Here is a 16,875-nt window from a genome sequence, read left to right as displayed (position 1 = left end):
GAACATATGCCTACCGTAGAACTGGACCCGGCCTGCACGCCGCAGGAAATTGAAGCCCGCTCCTTTGCCATTATCGACGCGGAAATTCCCGAACCGCGTCCCTTCAGCGGCGGGCTCTGGGAGGTGGCCCGGCGTTGCGTGCACACCTTGGGCGATACGGAGATCGTTGCGGATTTGCGCTTGAGCCGGGACGGCCTTGCGGCGGGCGTGGCGGCTTTGCGCCGGGGCTGCACGGTCTATACGGACACGCGCATGGCCGCCGCCGGGCTGCCTCTGCGCCGCCTGACCCCTCTGGGCGTCACGGTGACGCCGCTCATGGGCCTGCCGGGACTGGAAGAGATCTCCCGCCGCCGGGGCGTCACGCGTTCCCGCGCGGGAATCGACATGATCGCGGACAGGCTGGCCGGGCAGATCATGGTCATCGGCAATGCGCCCACGGCCCTGCTGGCCCTGTTGGAGGCGCTGAGCCAAGGCGCGCCCGCGCCCGCCCTGGTTGTGGGCATGCCTGTGGGATTTGTGAACGCGGCCCAGTCCAAGGAACTGTTGCGGCAAAGCCCCTGGCCGCATTTCACTTTGCTGGGCCGCAAGGGAGGTTCGGCCGTGGCCGCCGCCTGCGTCAACGCGCTGGCGGAACTGGCCCTGGCGAAGAACGCCTGATCCCGGAAAAAGGGGACGCCACGCTACGTGTCCGTACGCACGTCATCCCAGGCGGCGTCCATGTAGCGGATGAGCCAGTTGAACATTCTGTGCCGTTCCACGACCACGCCGGGATCAAGCCCGGCCGGAGCGTCCCGGCCTTTGATCCGCGCATCCGCGCAGGCCCAGTCATAGCGGTAGATGCGGTCCGCCTCGTCCAGAATCTGCGACGGCGCGCGCAGGCGGCAAGACCGCAAAAAACCCGGATAATCGCCGCAACCACGCACCATGGCGGCCATCCCCCCGACATCACAGACAGCCCCCGGGTAGGCCAGCGTATCCACGAGACCGAGAGCCCACAGGCCGACCCAGGCGCATTCATAGCGCCAGGTGAAGTCGGCGAGACTCCTCCCCTCCGGGGCCGGGCCGCTGATGAAGGCCCGCTCCCCGGGGCTGAGAAAATCCCGGGCGCTGTACTGCTCAAGCAAATCCGCAATACTCGCGCGCGCGGCCTCCACGCCCCGGCTGGAAACAAGCTCCGCAAACACCGAAGTGAGCAGGATGCCCAGCGTGCGCTGCGCCACCTCCTCCACGGAACGCGGCAGATAGGCCGCATCGCCCACAATGGGCGGCAGGGAGGCGCTGATGGGCACGCCCTCCGCAGCCAGACGCGTGTTGTTCCGCTCCTTGCGCTCTTCGCCCGATGCCGTGGCCTTGGGCGGAACAAGCAGGGCTGCGGGCGCGGTGACGGTCCAGGAGTCGAAATCCGACTCCCCGTCGGCATTGAAGACTGTCGCGCCGTCAGCGGCATACAGATCGGCCGGGGGCAGAAAAATCAGCCCGTGCCCTTCGCCCGCGACAGTCATGACGGCCCCGAAGGTGGCGTCGTCCATATCCTTGTCCGCCACTACGCCTACACAGAGCGTGAAAACCTTGATCTGAGCCAGCAGGGATTGTTTCAGACTTTCCTTGTCCGTGGGAATGGCGGCGAAGAAGTCATGCATGCCCTGCATCATTTCTGTAAAAGACGCGCCGTCCACATCACGCGACTTCAGATGAAAGGCTATGTGTCGCCGGGACAGCAGCTTCCGCCTTGCGGCAATAAGCGTGTCACCGCGATTTTCAAGGGACCAGCCGGAAAGCAGCCTGGCCAGAAGAGGAAAAAAATCATCTCTGGAGGCCAGCGTCATATACAAGGTGCACTGTTGCATTCTTCCCTCCGGTCCGCTGTGTTTTTCTCAAAAAAAGCCCGGCGCACGTCCCGGGCTACTTCTGGTCCGGCCCGTCCCGCGCGTCGCCCGGAACCGGCGGTTCCGAGACGTCATCCGATTCCGCACCCGGTTCTGCGCCGCCCACATCCAGCACCGGCGGCAGAGCTTTCACACTTTCCGCCTCCACCAGCATGACCCGCTGTTCCTCGTTCTGGTGCAAGGGCACGCAGCCCTTGTCCACCAGCACAATGCCGGTGCGCTCCAGCACTTCCCGGCGGAAAGCGTATTCCTGCTCCATGCGGCGCTGGCGGTAGACGAACCAGCGATGCCCCAGAAAACAGACGGCCAGCAGAGCCGTAGCGCTGCCCACGATCCAGGGAATATAGGCCGTCAGCGCGCCGCCCAGGCGGACCAGGGCGGAAAAAGCCCCGTCCACAAAGAAGAGCCCCGCGCCCAGCAGAAGAATGCCCAACAACAGCACAACCGTGGGCGCGTTGCGCACCATGGCGTAAAAACGCTGCAGGCGTTCGGGCACCGCGGCACTGTCCGCGCCGTCCTGCTCCCCTTCCAGCGTATGGGAAAGCCAGCGGCCCGTGAGGTGCACCACCAGCAAAAGGGCCACCGGCGCGAGCACCGCGGCCAGCGCCCAGATCAGCCAGGGAAAGCGGGCCACCGGCGGCCCGCCGGGCGTCTCGGGCGCGGCATGCACCAGGCCGTAGAAAAAAGACACGCCGCCCACGATCATCTCCACGAAAAGCACGGCGATCAGCAGATAAAACAGCGTATCCTTATGCTCTCCGGCATACCAGGGCCGGACGCGGCCGCGCGTCGTCCCGCCGGGTGCGGCCTGGGCGTCGGCGGTCTTTTCCGCACCGGCATCCGGTTGGGAAGACCCTCTGAAATCTCGGGAGGAATGGTCGGGAGACGTCTTCATGACATACCTCAATGCGGCAAAGCATACGTGTCCGGTCCGCATCCGGCAAGTCCCCGCCCTTGCCCCCGGCGGCCATCTGGCTTACCCTACGGCGTACAGGCAAAGGGGGCGACATGCATGTTCTGGTAACCGGCGCTGCCGGCTTCATCGGCTATCATCTGGCCCGGCGGCTGCTGGCTGACGGGCACACTGTGGTAGGCATCGACAATTGCAACGACTACTATGACGTGCAGTTGAAAAAGGACCGGCTGGCCGCCCTGCAAGCCCTGCCCGAGGCCCCCGCCCGCTTTCGCTTCGAGCTTCTGGACCTGGCCGACGGCGGGGGCATGGCCGAACTTTTCCGGCGCGGGCGTTTCAGCCACGTGGTCAATCTGGCGGCCCAGGCCGGAGTGCGCTACAGCCTGCAAAATCCCGCTTCCTACGTCAATTCCAATCTGGCGGGCTTCGGCAACCTGCTGGAAGGCTGCCGCCACAACGGAGTGGAGCATCTGCTCTTCGCCTCCTCCTCCTCGGTCTACGGCCTCAACGCCGCCCGCCCCTATTCCGCGCACCATAACGTGGACCATCCGGTGAGCCTGTACGCGGCCACCAAGAAGAGCAACGAACTCATGGCCCATGCCTACAGCCACCTCTACCGCCTGCCCTGCACGGGCCTGCGCTTTTTCACGGTCTACGGCCCTTGGGGCCGCCCGGACATGGCCCTGCATCTCTTTACCACGGCCATTGTGCGGGGCGAAGCCATCAAGGTCTTCAACGAGGGCCGCATGCGCCGCGACTTCACCTATATCGACGACATCGTGGAAGGCGTGGTCCGCCTGCTGCCCCTGATTCCCGCGCCCGACCCGGCCTTCGACGCCGCCGCGCCCGACCCGGCCTCCAGTTCCGCGCCCTGGCGCATCTATAATATCGGCAATAATCAGACTGTGGAACTCAACGAGTTCATCGCCGTACTGGAAGAGGCCCTGGGCAGGACCGCCCGCAAGGAGCTGCTGCCCATGCAGCCCGGCGATGTGGAAGCCACCTGGGCCGACATCGATGCCCTGACCGCCGCCACCGGCTTTGCCCCCGTGACCCCACTGCGCGAGGGCATCGCCCGCTTTGTGGACTGGTACAAAGAGTATTACAAGATATGAACACACAGGACATACAGCCCGCCACGCCGCGCAAGCCCGAAATTCTCGCCCCGGCCGGGGACACGCCCTCCTTTCTGGCCGCCCTGGCCGCCGGAGCCGACGCCGTCTATCTGGGCCTGAAACATTTTTCCGCCCGCATGCAGGCGGAAAACTTCGGCCTTACCGAATTGTCGCGGCTCACGGATCTGGCCCACGCCGAAAACGCGCGTGTCTACGTGGCCATGAACACCCTGGTCAAGCCCGGCGAAAATGCCGCCGCCTACCGCCTGGCCGCGCGCCTGGCCCGTCAGGTGCGCCCGGACGGCCTGATCATCCAGGATCTGGCCATGCTGGATCTGGCCCGGCAGGCCGGGTTCGAGGGCGGCCTGTTTCTATCCACCCTGGCCAATCTGACCCATCCCGAAGCGCTGACTCAGGCCAAAGCCCTGGGCGCGAACCGCGTCATCCTGCCGCGCGAGCTGTCCATCGACGAAATCCGGCGCATGGGCGAAGCCTGCCCCGAGGGACTCGACCTGGAATGCTTCATCCACGGGGCCCTGTGCTACTGTGTGTCCGGGCGTTGCTACTGGTCCAGCTACATGGGCGGCAAAAGCGGCCTGCGCGGCCGTTGCGTGCAGCCCTGCCGCCGCATCTACCGCCAGGGCGGCGCGGCGGCCCAGGCCCTTTTCCGCAATGCGGAAAACGAGGAGCGCGAAGCCGCCCGCCGCGACGGGAAAAAGGCGCGCGACGGGCGCGACGGCCGGTCCTCCCGCGACGTCCGCCCTTTCGAGCGCGAGAACAGGCCCTCCCGCCAGATGCGCCCCCCGGCGCGCGGCAAGGAACACAGCGGGCGCTTTTTCTCCTGCCTGGACCTTTCCCTGGACGTGCTGGCCAAGACCCTGCTGGACATCCCGCACATGGTATCCTGGAAAATCGAAGGCCGCAAAAAAGGCCCGCATTACGTCTACCATGTGGTCACGGCCTACCGCATGCTGCGGGACAACCCCGGCGACTCCAAGGCCCGCAAGACCGCCGAGGAAATTCTGGAAATGGCCCTGGGCCGCCCCGGCAGCCGGGCGCGCTTTCTGCCCCAGAAAAACAACGTGCCCACCACGCCCGACGGCCAGACCAGTTCGGGCCTGCTGGCGGGCAAAATCCGGGTGGAGCCCGACGGCCGCCTCGTGCTCAAGCCGCATTTCGAACTGCTGCCGCAGGATTATCTGCGCATAGGCGTTGAGGACGAGCGCTGGCACGCCACCCTGCCCGTGACCCGGCGCATTCCCAAGGCCGGAAGCCTGATCCTGCGCCTGCCCAAGCACAAGACGCCCAAGGCCGGCACGCCGGTCTTTCTTATCGACCGGCGCGAGCCTGAACTCATGCGCTTGCTCACGTCCTGGCAGGCGCGGCTGGACGCCCTGCCCGGCCGCCCCAGCAAGGCCGTGGACAGTGCCCCCCGCCTGCCCAGGGCCGTGAAGCCCAGGCCCAGGGCGGACATGCTGCTGCGCGCCAGCCTGCCCCAGGGCCGTGAAACGCGTGGCGGGCGCAATCAGCTGCTGGCTCTCTGGCTTTCGCCGCGCAGCGCGGAAATTTCGCGCACCGTGGCCCCGCGCGTGGCCTGGTGGCTGCCGCCCGTCATCTGGCCTGAAGAGGAAGACGGCCTGCGCCGCATGATCGCCCGCCTCTGGCGCGACGGCGCGCGGCATTTCGTCTGCAACGCGCCCTGGCAGCGCGGCTTTTTCCCGGATGCGCTGCCCGAGGACGCCGATCTGCTGGCCGGGCCCTTCTGCAATGCGGCCAATGCGCCCGCTCTGGGCATGCTGGCAGGCATGGGTTTCACCGGGGCTTTCGTCAGCCCGGAACTGGCCCGCGAGGACCTGCTGGCCCTGCCGGAACAGAGCCCCCTGCCCCTGGGCGCGGTGCTCAGCGGATTCTGGCCCGTGGGCCTCAGCCGTTTCGGCCTGCTGGGCGTCAAGGCCAACGAGCCGTTCATGAGTCCCAAGGGCGAGGTTTTCTGGGCTCGCCAGTACGGCGGCAATGTCTGGATCTATCCCGGCTGGCCCCTGGACCTCACGGCCAAGCGCCAGGAGCTGACGGCCGCGGGTTACGGCTTTTTCGTCCATATTCAGGAGAATCCGCCCGCCGGTCTGCCGGAGGCGCGGCGGCAGGGGTTGTTTAACTGGGACGGCTCCCTCCTTTAGAGGGTGTCGTCATGAGTGTCTTTTCGGTTATCTCTGCGTCAAACTTCGCCTTTTATTCCAGTTGAGTACCAGAAGAGTACACTCCTTTCATAAAAGGCTCGTTCTCCTTGATATAACACGAAAATCCATCTCATGACGGCACCCTCTAGTGTCTAATTTGAAAAATTAGACACATAAAACCCGTAGGGCTTTACGGCGGTGAAGCCGCCGTGAGTCAGCGAAAAACCACGTTTTTCCGCTGACGATCCTGCGAAAATTGAGAGCATAATTATGCTCGAAATTTTTGCAATCAGACACTAGAAACAGCTCCCAGGAAGCGGCAAAAATTCTCTATTACTCGACGCTTCCTCCGGAGCTTTCCTTACCGGCGACAAAAAATCTTGAATGTGCATTGGGGATACGACGGATCAGCACGATAAAAATGAACGAGCAAGAAAGCATCAGCGCGGCCCGCGCCGCTTTTCCGCGCGGGTTGGAGCAGCCCGGCGGGGCTCTGCGCTTCGGGCTGGACGCGCTCTTGCTGGCGGCCTTCGCGGCCCGGCATTGCGAGGAACGCCGCGCCCGCCTCTCCCAAGCGACAGCCCAAACCTTGCGCCTGTCCGTTGCGGAACTGGGTTGCGGTTGCGGGGCGGCCCTGCTGGCCCTGGCCCTGCGTTGCCCCGAAGTAAGCGGCCAGGGACTGGAGCGGGAAGAAAGCCTGCTGGCGGCTGCCCGGCGCAATGCCGTTACCCTGGGCCTGGAGCGGCGCCTGCGCTTTCTGCATACGGACCTTGCGGAGTTACGGCCTGAATCGGAAAGAAAGCTCGCACCGGATCTGGTGCTGGCCAACCCGCCCTACGGCTTGCCGGGGCGGGGCAGAATGTCGCCCTCGGCCATGCGGGAGCGTGCGCTGCGCGACGCCGACGCTCTGCGCGTTTTCTGCCGCGCCGCCGCCCGGCTTCTGCCCTATCGGGGACATTTTTTCTGCATTTTCGAGGCCCGTTCCCTGTCCCGGCTCTGCGCCGCGCTCGGCGAAGCCCGCCTGGGCCCGCGCCGCATCGTTCCCGTGCGACCCCACAGCCACAGCCCGGCCACGCGCTTGCTGGTGGAGGCCCGCAAGGACGCCGCCGCCGAGCTGCGCCTGGAAGCCCCGCTGACCCTACACCGCAAACAATCGCGCCAAGCCGCGCGGGCCGTGCCTTTCTGGACTTCGCGGGCTCTGGCTTTCTGCCCCTGGCTGACCGCCACAACATGAGGTTACACATGAATTTTATTGCGGACCTGCACATCCATTCGCGTTTCTCCCGGGCCACCAGCAAGCAGCTCAATCCCCGCCATCTGGCGGCCTGGGCGCGCTGCAAAGGCATCGACGTGCTGGGCACCGGCGATTTCACCCATCCGCAATGGCGGGCCGAGCTGCGCGAGCAGATGGTTTTCGACGAAGCCAGCGGCCTCTACCGTCTGAAGGGCGAGCCGGAGGAACTGGACTTTCTCGGCGGCGCGCGCCCCCGCCCCCATGAGGGCGGCAAAGAGCCGCTGTTCTGCCTGCAGGCGGAGATCAGCTCCATCTACAAACGCCACGGCAAGGTGCGCAAGGTACACAACCTGCTCTTCGTGCCCAGCCTGGAAGACGCGGACCGCCTTTCCGAACGCCTGGCCCAGATCGGCAATCTCAATTCCGACGGGCGGCCCATTCTGGGCCTGGATTCGCGCGACCTGCTGGAAATCATGCTCGAAACCGTGCCGCAGGGCGTGCTGGTGCCCGCCCATGTCTGGACGCCCTGGTTCGCCCTGTTCGGCTCCAAATCCGGCTTTGATCGTCTGGAGGACTGCTTCGCCGACCTTTCCGAGCATGTTTTCGCCCTGGAAACCGGCCTCTCCTCGGACCCGGCCATGAACCGCCTGATCAGCGGGTTGGACGGCTATGCCCTGATTTCCAATTCCGACGCCCATTCCGGAGCCAACCTGGGTCGCGAGGCCAGTCTTTTTGCCGGGCCGCCTTCTTACGCGGGCATGTTCACGGCCCTGCGCGCGGCGGCCAGGCGCGAATCCCAGGAAAACCTGGACTGCCGTTTTCTGGGCACCATGGAATTCTATCCCGAAGAAGGCAAATACCATCTGGACGGGCACCGGGCCTGCAACGTGGTGCTGGAACCGCGCGATGCCCTGGCCCTGGACAATATCTGCCCGGTCTGCGGCAAGCCCCTGACCGTGGGCGTGCTGCACCGCGTGCTGGAACTGGCCGACCGCGAAACTCCGGCCCAACTGCCCCTGGAGCCCGAGGCCCAGCCCCTGATTCCCCTGCCGGAGGTGGTGGGTGAAATTCTGGGCGTGGGCTCCGGCTCGCGCAAGGTGCAGGAGCGTTACAGCCGCCTGCTGCGCGAACTGGGGCCGGAGCTGGATATCCTCTGCCACCTGCCGGAAGCGGATATCCGCGCCCACTGGGAGCCTCTAGGCGAGGCCGTGGCCCGCATGCGGCGCGGCCAGGTCATCCGCCAGGGCGGATTTGACGGCCAATACGGCGTGGTGCGCGTGTTCGAGCCCGAAGAACTGCGCGACGTGCGCGGGGGCGGCCAGAGCCTGCCGGGCCTGGAACGCTCCGCCGCCAGGTCCGGACGCCCGCGTAAGGCTGCCGCCGCGGTTCCTGCCGCAAGCGGCGCGGGGAACGGCCTGCCACTGCTGGCTCTGGCCAAGCCCGCGCCGGGCAAGGGTCATGAGACGCAGCACACCGGACTTGCGGGATACGCGGGACACGCGGGGCACTCTGAACCGGCAGAGCAACCCGCGTCCGCCACGCTGTTTTCCGAGGAGCAGAATGCGGCCCTGAACGCGGGGCCCGGCCCGGTGCTGATTCTGGCCGGTCCAGGCGCGGGCAAGACCCGCGTGCTCATCGGCCGCCTGCAGCGGTTGCTGGAAGAAGGCGCGCGGCCCCAGGATCTGTTGGCCGTGACCTTTACCCGCCGGGCCGCCGGGGAACTGCGGGAACGCCTCAGCGCGGCCCTGCCGCATTTGTCCCGCCTGCCGCAATGCGACACCCTGCACGGCCTGGCCTGGGGCGAATTGCGCAAAGCGGAACCGCACTGCCTGCTCCTGGCCGAGGACGCGGCCTTCCGCCTGTTCAGCGCGGCCAATGCGGACCAGCCCGCCCGGCGGCTGCGCACACTCTGGGACGCCCTGAATCTGGCCCGCGAAAGTCGGAAGGAACCGGCGCAAGGCAGTGATCTGGACGAGGCCGCCGCGCGCTACCGGCAACGCAAAAACGCCCAGAGCGGCGTCCGCTATGTGGATTACGCCGATCTGCTGGACTGGCTGCTGGAACAGGCGCCCAATCTGGCCCAAAGGCCGGACGGGCCCTGGCGGCATGTGCTGGTGGACGAGGTGCAGGACCTTTCACCCGTGCAGCTGACCGTGATTCGCGCCCTGCTGCCGCCGGACGGCCGGGGATTTTTCGGCATCGGCGACCCGGATCAGGCCATTTACGGCTTCCGTGGGGCCACGGGCCAGAGCGAGGATTCCCTGCGGGCCTGCTGGCCGACGCTTATGGTCTACAGGCTGGGACAAAGCTACCGCGCCAGCCAGGACGTACTGGACATGGCCCAGAATCTTCTGCAGGGCCGGGGCCGATGCGGAAATCTGCACGCGGCCAAGCCCCTGAGGGCCCAGTTGCAGCTTTTCGCCGCGCCGGACGAGCGGGCCGAAGCCCGCTGGCTGGCCGGGCGCGTGCAGCGGCTTATCGGGGCCACGGCCCACACTCTGTTGGACCAAGCCCAAAACCGCGCCGACGCCGGAGAACTGGACAACAGCCTGTCGCCGGGCGACGTGGCCGTGCTGGTACGCCTCAAGGCCCAGATTCCGCCCCTGCGCGCGGCCCTGGAACAAATGGGCATCCCCTGCGCGGCTCCGGCCCAGGAGGAATTCTGGCAGGAGCCGGTCTGCGCCCGCTTCCTGGCCCTGGCCGCCGGGCATTGCGGTTTTGCGGATATTCTGCCCACCCCGCCGGATCTGCCTGCCCCGGCCGCCCCGGCGGAGCCGTTGCCCTGGCCCGAGGGCAATCTGCCCAAGCCGCAGGAGATGACGACCTGGCTGGGCGCACAGGTCTGGACCGGGGAGCTCTTTTGCCAGAGCCGCCAGTGGCGGTCGCTCTGCCGCCTCTGGCAGGAATGCGGCGGCTGGCAGCCCCTTTTCCAGCGCATGGCCTGGCTGCATGAGGCGGAGTTGGTGCGGGCCAAAGCCGAGCAGGTTCAGATTCTCACCCTGCACGCTTCCAAGGGCCTGGAGTTTCAGGCGGTCTTTCTGCCCGGCCTGGAAAGCGGCCTGTTGCCCCTGCGGCGTGAACTGCTGTTTGAAAACGCGGCGGAGAACACTATGAACGACGCGGACGCAGCCGTTCCGGGCGTGGAAGCGGACCCGGAGGCCCGGCTTGCGGAAGAACGCCGCCTGCTTTACGTGGGCCTGACCCGCGCCGCACGGGCGCTGTTTGTGAGCTATTGCGCCCGCCGCACCCTGTACGGCAGAAAACTACGCCTGGCACCGTCGCCCTTTTTGGCCCAGATCCGCGATTTCTGCCGCCAGAGTACCCTGACCCCGCACAAGCGCAAATCAGAGGAGCATCTTTCGCTCCTGGGATAGGGCAGTTAACGCATCTCACTGGAAGCTTTAACCCTCCCAAAGAGAGACAATAAAAAAGCTTTCAAATCCATGAGAACGGCTCCGATAGTGAGGGAACGGTCCCTGTGGGCATGCCACCCATGTGAAGCTACGTCATAACTAGAAACGGACTTGACCATAACGAATTTCTTGACTGAAAAATTTTTCAAGCTAGAGGTAATTTTTATGTATCAAGCTCTTCTTCATAAAATTCATATGCTGGGAGCTACATTGGTTATAGTTAAACTTAATGAGCCTCTGCTCCATATTAAAAATCCCTCTGATTACGAATTAAAAGTAATACGTGAAAAGAGATATTATTCTGAGTATCTTAACTTAAATCGAAAAAATGATCTTATTCAATATTATAATGATTATTATGATAATTTCGATGACATACAAAATATATATAGAACTACAGTTTTTGATTTTCGTCCAATAAAAAAATATGGAGTATATGTTCTTCCAAATGCAACATCAAAGTATTGTAATGTTGTCAATAACCATAGAGTAACGACTGACAACCCTGAAAATTATGAACATACAATATATTTTTTTGGATGTTGTTGTGCCTTTGGATTATGTGCTGAGGACAAGTTTACTGTAGAAAGTATATTACAGCGAAGAGTAAATGACGTATATAAAGATAAATTTCTTGTTGTTAATTCCTCCAGCAGAACACATTTTGATGATACATGCAGAGAAATATTGTCACCCAAATGCACATTTAACAAAAATGATATCATCATCATTATTACTACAAATACTGATTTTGATGAAAAAAAAATGTCTGAGGCGCTAACTGAATTTAAGGAAACGAATTCTTTTTATTATCGTGATCTTTCAAATATTTTTCAACGCCCTCATGATATGGGAGAAATATTTTTTGACACAGGCCATATGTCACATAAGGGATATATGATATTGGCTAAACATATTTTTAATATAGTTTCAACAATAACAAGCGATAGAGAAAAAAATAAAAAATCAGCTATACCGCATGATTTAATACCATATATGAACTACTTAACTATGCTTAATAAAAGGAGAGAAAAATATCAAGGAAAGGGCAAAAAGCATATTGGCTCTCTTGTTATGAACTGTAATCCATTTACAATAGGACATAAATACCTTGTTGAAGAAGCATTAAAACATTGTGATTTTTTGTATGTTTTTATTCTTGATGAGGATAAATCCTTTTTTAACTTTGATGACAGGATTACCATGGTCAAACTAGGACTGATCGATATGATAAATGTAATCGTAGTACCAAGTGGAAAAACAATAATTTCTACTGCAACTCTCCCTGAATATTTTTCAAAAGATCAAATTCAGGACATTAAAGTTGATGTAAGCCATGATTTAGACTTATTCTGTCAAATAATAGCTCCTGAACTACATATCTCTAAACGCTTCGCAGGAGATGAGCCTTTCTGCAAAATAACAAGACAATATAATGAAGGAATGAAAAAGACACTGCCAATGTATGGAATAGAATTTATTGAATTTCCAAGATTGACAGTTGATGGACAAAAAGTGAGTGCTTCCAAAGTAAGAAAATGCATAGAAACAAATGACCTGAAATTATTAAAAAAAATTGTTCCATCAACTACCTATGATTTTTTAAAAGAGCGTCATTATATACAGTAACACACTATGCATATCAGAATTTACCATACAGTTTCCACTGGATGTTCATAGCTGACATAATTTATTACTCGAGCAGTTCACGCATAAAATGCGTCAGCTGCTCAAAAAGAACGGCGGCTTTCACAGCGAACTCGCCTTGAGAACGGCAGAATTTCCAAAGCCGCCGAGGCCCTTCCGGGCCGTCAATGCGAAAGCGCGCTATTCCTCAAGCCAGGAATCGTCTTCCAGAACCTTGTAGCCGCGCACAGTGAGGTAGAACACGCCGTCCACCTCTTCCACCAGGCCGGTGACTTCCACGGGCACGCTGACCTCACCGGCCAGATCCATCCCGGCCCCGCGCGGCATCACGCGGTATTCCACATCATCCTGCACCACAGCCACCCTGGCCTGGCGCTCATCCACAGAACGCGGTACAGCCGTGACATAGCCTTTAACGGTAACGGGGCTCTTATTCATGCTCTGACATAGCCTCTGCAAGCTTTTTTTTGGCCTATAGCGCCTTTTGCGGCATGAGGCAAGAGAGTGCCGCAAACCAGCGCCCGGCGCGGCCTGACGGCCATTTTTCCTCTGGGCGCGCCTGCCCTCTTCCCGTTCAGGGATGGTATTTTTTGACCAGCTCATACCAGTGCCCGCGCGAGATGCCGGCCACGCCTGCGGCCCGGCGCGCGTCGCCCGCGCTCACGGTCATGACCCGGCGCACATATTCCTCTTCGGCGCGGGATTTCCACTCCCTCAGGCTGGGCAGATCGCCGCTGCCACCCGCGATTGCGGCTGTCCCGGCGCGGCCGTCTTCCACATGGGCCACGGGCAGCGTCCGTGCCGGGGGCGGCACGGGCTCCGGGCTTTGCTCCCGGCCACGGCTTACCCGGTGCCGGGCCACGGCCACCCGCATCTGGGTGGGCAGATGCCCGGGCAGGATCAGATCCCCCTCCCCGGCGGCAAGGCAGGCCCGCTCCAGGGCGTGGATCAGCTCCCGCACGTTGCCGGGCCAGGGATATTCCATCAGCATGTCCAGCACCGGCTCGGCCAGGGCCTTTTCCGGCAGATCGTTGCGCAGGCAGAAGGCGGTGACGGCCTGGCGGGCCAGGCCCGGGATTTCGTCGCGCCGCTCGCGCAGCGGCGGGATCACAATGGTAATGCCCTGAAGACGGTAGAGCAGATCGCCCCGGAACTGGCCGGTGCGCGCCATTCCCTCCAGATCACGGTTGGTAGCCGCCACCAGGCGGAAGTCGCTGTCCACCTCGTGCACTTCGCCAACAGGGCGGAAGCGACGCAGCTCCAGGGCGCGCAGAAACGCGCCCTGCATGACCAGGGGCAGGTCCCCCACTTCATCCAGAAAAAGCGTGCCCTTGTGCGCGGCCAGCAAAAGTCCCTCACGAGCGCGCTCCGCGCCGGTGAAGGCCCCCCGGCTGTGACCGAAGAGGTGGCTTTCCACCAGGGTTTCCGGCAGGGAGGCACAGTCCACGGTCACGAAAGGCTGAGCGGCGCGCCCGCTGTTGCGGAACAGGGCTTTGGCGAATAGTTCCTTGCCCACGCCGGTTTCGCCCAGAATCAGCACGTTGACTTCGCTTTGGGCGGCCTGGGCCAGCAGTTTGAGGGCCTGGGTCATGCCCGGTCCGGAGCCCAGAATGTGCCCGCTGTCCACTTTGAGGGAGGCCGGGCCCGGCTTGCGGCCCTGGCGGAACGCCAGAATGTGCCGCAGGCATTGTTCGATGTCGCGGATCTGCAGGGGCTTGGTCAGAAACTCCCAGGCTCCGGAGCGCAAGGCCGCTTCCGCCGCGTCCCCGTCGCCGTGGCCGGTAATGATCACGATGTCCGGCTCTTCAGGCAGATTGGCAAACTCCCTTTGAAATTCCAGGCCGTTGCCGTCCGGCAGCCAGGCGTCCAGCAGCACCACATCCACGCCTTGGCGGCCCAGAGCAAGGCCTTCCTTGATGGAAGAGGCGCACACGGCCTCATGCCCCATGCGCGTACAGACCACTTCCACCATGGTGCGCATCAGGGCTTCATCATCTACCACCAGAATACGCGCCATTATGCCTTCCTCCCTGTCTCCGCTGTCCGCGTTTCCGTCTCTGTCCCGCTGCCGCCGTCAACGCCCTCCAGCAGCGCCAGGGCCTCACGCATGGCCCGTTCCAGTTTCCCTGCCCTTGCGTCCAGTGCCGCGTCTTCCGCTTTTTCCGTCAGGGCGGCTGCGCCGTGCAGGCGCATCAGACGCATGGTGCCCGCCGAATTCTTGCAGGCATGGGCCAGCCGACGGATGTTCTTCCGATCCCCCGCCGTCACGGCTTCCACCAGTTGGTCCAGCATATTTCCCAGATCATCACGCAAGACCGCAAGCAAATGTGCAAAGATTGCCGCGTCCCCGTCCATGGCCGCCAGAGCGGCTTCCCGGTCCCAGGGCGGCAATTCAATATCGTCCGTATTTTCCCGGCCGTCTCCGGCAATGGCCTTTTCCAGGCTGGCAGAGATGTTTTTTTCCGGCATGCTCGTGTTTTCCTGCGCCAACGTTGCTCCGTTGCCCCGCGCTGTCGGCAGGGCCGCCAGGCGCTGCCGCAGCAGCGCGAAACTGACCGGTTTGAACAATATATCGTCGGGCCGCAACCCACGGCAGCGTTCTTGCGCTTCGGCGTCCAGCGCCGCCGTGTACAGGACCACACATTGCCCCGCAGGCGCTCCGGTCCGGCCCTGCCGGATGCGCTCCAGCACGTCCAGGCCGTCGGGACCGGGCATGCGCGCGTCCAGCAGCACCACGTCCCATTCCTCTTCACCCAGGGCGGCCAGGGTGGCTTCGCCGTCAGCGGTCACCACGGCCCGCGCGCCCTCCCGGCGCAAGGCCTGTTCCAGGAAATAGCGGCTGGCCGGATTGTCCTCGGCGGCCAGAATCCGTCGGCCTTCCAAGGCTCCCCTGCCCGCGGCGCTGCTTTCGGGCACGGCATTTCGGTCCGCATCCGCGGGCGGGCACGGCCTTGCGCTGCCCCAATCCGTGCGCACAAGCACTTCCAGGGTAAAACACGAGCCCTGTCCCGGCTGGGAACTGACCCGCACATCGCCGCCCATGCGCCGGGCTATGGTCCGGGCAATGTTCAGGCCCAGGCCGGTGCCCGGCTGACAGCCCGCGTGCGAACCGCGCTGAAAACTCTCAAAGATCCGTTCCAGTTCTCCCGACTGCAGGCCCGGCCCGCTGTCCCGCACGCGCAGCCGCAGCAGAAGGCGGCCCGTGCGCGCGCTTTCCGCTTCCACCTCCAGCCGCACGCCGCCCTGCTCGGTAAATTTGAGCGCATTGCTGACAAGATTGCCCAGAGCCTGGCGCAAGCGGAAGGCGTCGCCGTAAAGATTATCCGGCACGGGGGAAGGCACGTCCAGTTCCAGCCGGAGGCCCTTGGACGCGGCGGCCGGGCGATACAGCTCAAGGCATTGCGAAAGCGCGGCCCGCAGGCTGAAGGCGCTCTCATGCAAGGCCAGCGTACCCTGTTCCAGGGCCGCGTGGTCCGTGATGTCGCTGACCATTTCCAAAAGCGCTCCACCCGCCTGAACCAGGTAACGCAGGGCGCGCTTCTTGTCCGGCGCGGCGCCGTCGCCCCGTTGCAGCAAGTCGCTCATGCCCAGGATGGCGGTGAGCGGCGTGCGCATGTCATGGCTCAGGCGGGCCATGAAAGCGCTTTTCATGCGGCTGGTTTCCTCGGCCTGCCAGCGCCGCCGGGTCAGATTGAGGGTCAGGCCGCCGATAGCCAGTACGCCCGTCACCCCCAACAGGGCATACAGCAGGCGCATGTTGCCTTCCTGCTTCGCGGCGTTGTGCAGATACGGCCCGGCATCCTGGCTGACGCTGATGCCGCCGAGCACTTCCCCCACCCTGCTGTCCGCGTGGCAGCGCAGGCAGCTCTGTTGCGCCACCAGCACGGTGAGCAGACGCAGGCGGCCCTGCCCGTTCTCATCCGGCGGGCTGAAAATTTCCTGGCGGCCCTCCGTGCATTCGATGAGGGCCTCGCCTTCCCAGGTGTCGGATTGATTTTCAGGCCGCAGCGGCCTGCGCCCGATAATTGAAATGCTGATGCCCGGCCAGGAAGTGCGCTCGGCCAGCTGGCGGCTCATGTAGGCGGGATTCATCAGCACCAGGGTCCGCCCGTCGGCGGTTTTCAGGGTCCGCTCATGGGGCGGCAGCCAGGGATTGGGCCTGCCGAGATCGCTCTCCGGCACATAGACCCCCCCGTGCGCCGCGTTCCAGTTGCGCGCGTCCAAGAGTTGCCGGGCCACAGTGGAGAGGCGGATGCGTTCCAGCTCCAGGCGATGCTCCTCATCCACGCGCGCGGCGCGACTGTAGAGCCCCAGAGTCAAACCCAGCCAGAGCAGACCGGCCAGGACAGGCAGCCAGAGGACCCGGAACCAGCGCCCGGCAAAGGTATGCGCCATGTTTTCTCCAGGGGGTAAGAAAGGCCTTGTTGTCAGCTTTTTCTGATTTTTTGTCTTTTTTTTCTGAACAAAACAACCCCGCTATTGATAACCAT

The 16,875-nt window shown here is 62.5% G+C and carries 11 protein-coding genes; 6 read left to right on the top strand and 5 right to left on the bottom strand.

What is annotated here, in order from left to right:
- Positions 1-6: 6 nt before the first annotated feature.
- Complete coding sequence (locus HMPREF1022_RS12315; protein WP_008682965.1) at positions 7-657, top strand: precorrin-8X methylmutase; 651 nt, start codon at positions 7-9, stop codon at positions 655-657.
- 23 nt (positions 658-680) lie between these two features.
- Here the strand turns inward: HMPREF1022_RS12315 and HMPREF1022_RS12310 are convergent, their stop codons facing one another.
- Together HMPREF1022_RS12310 and HMPREF1022_RS12305 are read right to left on the bottom strand one after the other, a co-directional pair.
- Positions 681-1,847, bottom strand: coding sequence for a DUF4272 domain-containing protein (locus HMPREF1022_RS12310; protein ID WP_009303364.1), 1,167 nt, complete (start codon positions 1,845-1,847; stop codon positions 681-683).
- Between the two features lie 55 nt (positions 1,848-1,902).
- On the bottom strand, positions 1,903-2,781 hold the full coding sequence (locus tag HMPREF1022_RS12305) for a hypothetical protein (RefSeq protein ID WP_009303363.1): 879 nt from the start codon (positions 2,779-2,781) through the stop codon (positions 1,903-1,905).
- A 113-nt stretch (positions 2,782-2,894) separates the two neighbouring features.
- Here HMPREF1022_RS12305 and HMPREF1022_RS12300 point away from each other — a divergent pair, with 113 nt between their 5' ends.
- The 5 genes from HMPREF1022_RS12300 to HMPREF1022_RS17520 all read left to right on the top strand — a co-directional run bounded on the left by HMPREF1022_RS12300 (position 2,895) and on the right by HMPREF1022_RS17520 (position 12,367).
- A complete protein-coding gene (locus tag HMPREF1022_RS12300) occupies positions 2,895-3,914 on the top strand; it encodes an NAD-dependent epimerase (protein WP_009303362.1) in 1,020 nt (339 codons plus the stop codon).
- Entirely contained in the window at positions 3,911-6,091 is a 2,181-nt protein-coding gene (locus HMPREF1022_RS12295; protein WP_009303361.1) for a peptidase U32 family protein, read from the top strand. Before HMPREF1022_RS12300 ends, HMPREF1022_RS12295 begins: the two co-directional genes overlap by 4 nt.
- 421 nt (positions 6,092-6,512) lie before the next feature.
- A complete protein-coding gene (locus HMPREF1022_RS12290; RefSeq protein ID WP_009303360.1) occupies positions 6,513-7,325 on the top strand; it encodes a methyltransferase in 813 nt (270 codons plus the stop codon).
- Positions 7,326-7,333: 8 nt separating this feature from the next.
- Positions 7,334-10,699, top strand: a complete 3,366-nt coding sequence (locus HMPREF1022_RS12285; RefSeq protein ID WP_009303359.1) for a UvrD-helicase domain-containing protein — start codon at positions 7,334-7,336, stop codon at positions 10,697-10,699.
- Between the two features lie 204 nt (positions 10,700-10,903).
- Positions 10,904-12,367 carry an adenylyltransferase/cytidyltransferase family protein gene (locus HMPREF1022_RS17520; RefSeq protein ID WP_009303358.1) on the top strand — a complete coding sequence of 488 codons (1,464 nt, stop codon included), beginning with the start codon at positions 10,904-10,906 and terminating at the stop codon, positions 12,365-12,367.
- A 198-nt stretch (positions 12,368-12,565) separates the two neighbouring features.
- Here HMPREF1022_RS17520 and HMPREF1022_RS12280 read toward each other — a convergent pair whose 3' ends face one another.
- From HMPREF1022_RS12280 to HMPREF1022_RS12270, 3 genes are all read right to left on the bottom strand, one after another.
- Positions 12,566-12,823, bottom strand: a complete 258-nt coding sequence (locus HMPREF1022_RS12280) for a hypothetical protein (RefSeq protein WP_009303357.1) — start codon at positions 12,821-12,823, stop codon at positions 12,566-12,568.
- 136 nt (positions 12,824-12,959) lie between these two features.
- Entirely contained in the window at positions 12,960-14,402 is a 1,443-nt protein-coding gene (locus HMPREF1022_RS12275; protein WP_008682953.1) for a sigma-54-dependent transcriptional regulator, read from the bottom strand.
- Complete coding sequence (locus tag HMPREF1022_RS12270; protein ID WP_009303356.1) at positions 14,402-16,780, bottom strand: ATP-binding protein; 2,379 nt, start codon at positions 16,778-16,780, stop codon at positions 14,402-14,404. Before HMPREF1022_RS12270 ends, HMPREF1022_RS12275 begins: the two co-directional genes overlap by 1 nt.
- Positions 16,781-16,875: the final 95 nt, after the last annotated feature.

The organism is Desulfovibrio sp. 6_1_46AFAA (assembly GCF_000224635.1).
In the GTDB taxonomy this organism is placed as follows: Bacteria; Desulfobacterota; Desulfovibrionia; order Desulfovibrionales; family Desulfovibrionaceae; genus Desulfovibrio; species Desulfovibrio fairfieldensis.
Note: the sequence above shows the minus strand (reverse complement) of the source record. Positions and strands in the feature narration are given on the sequence as shown.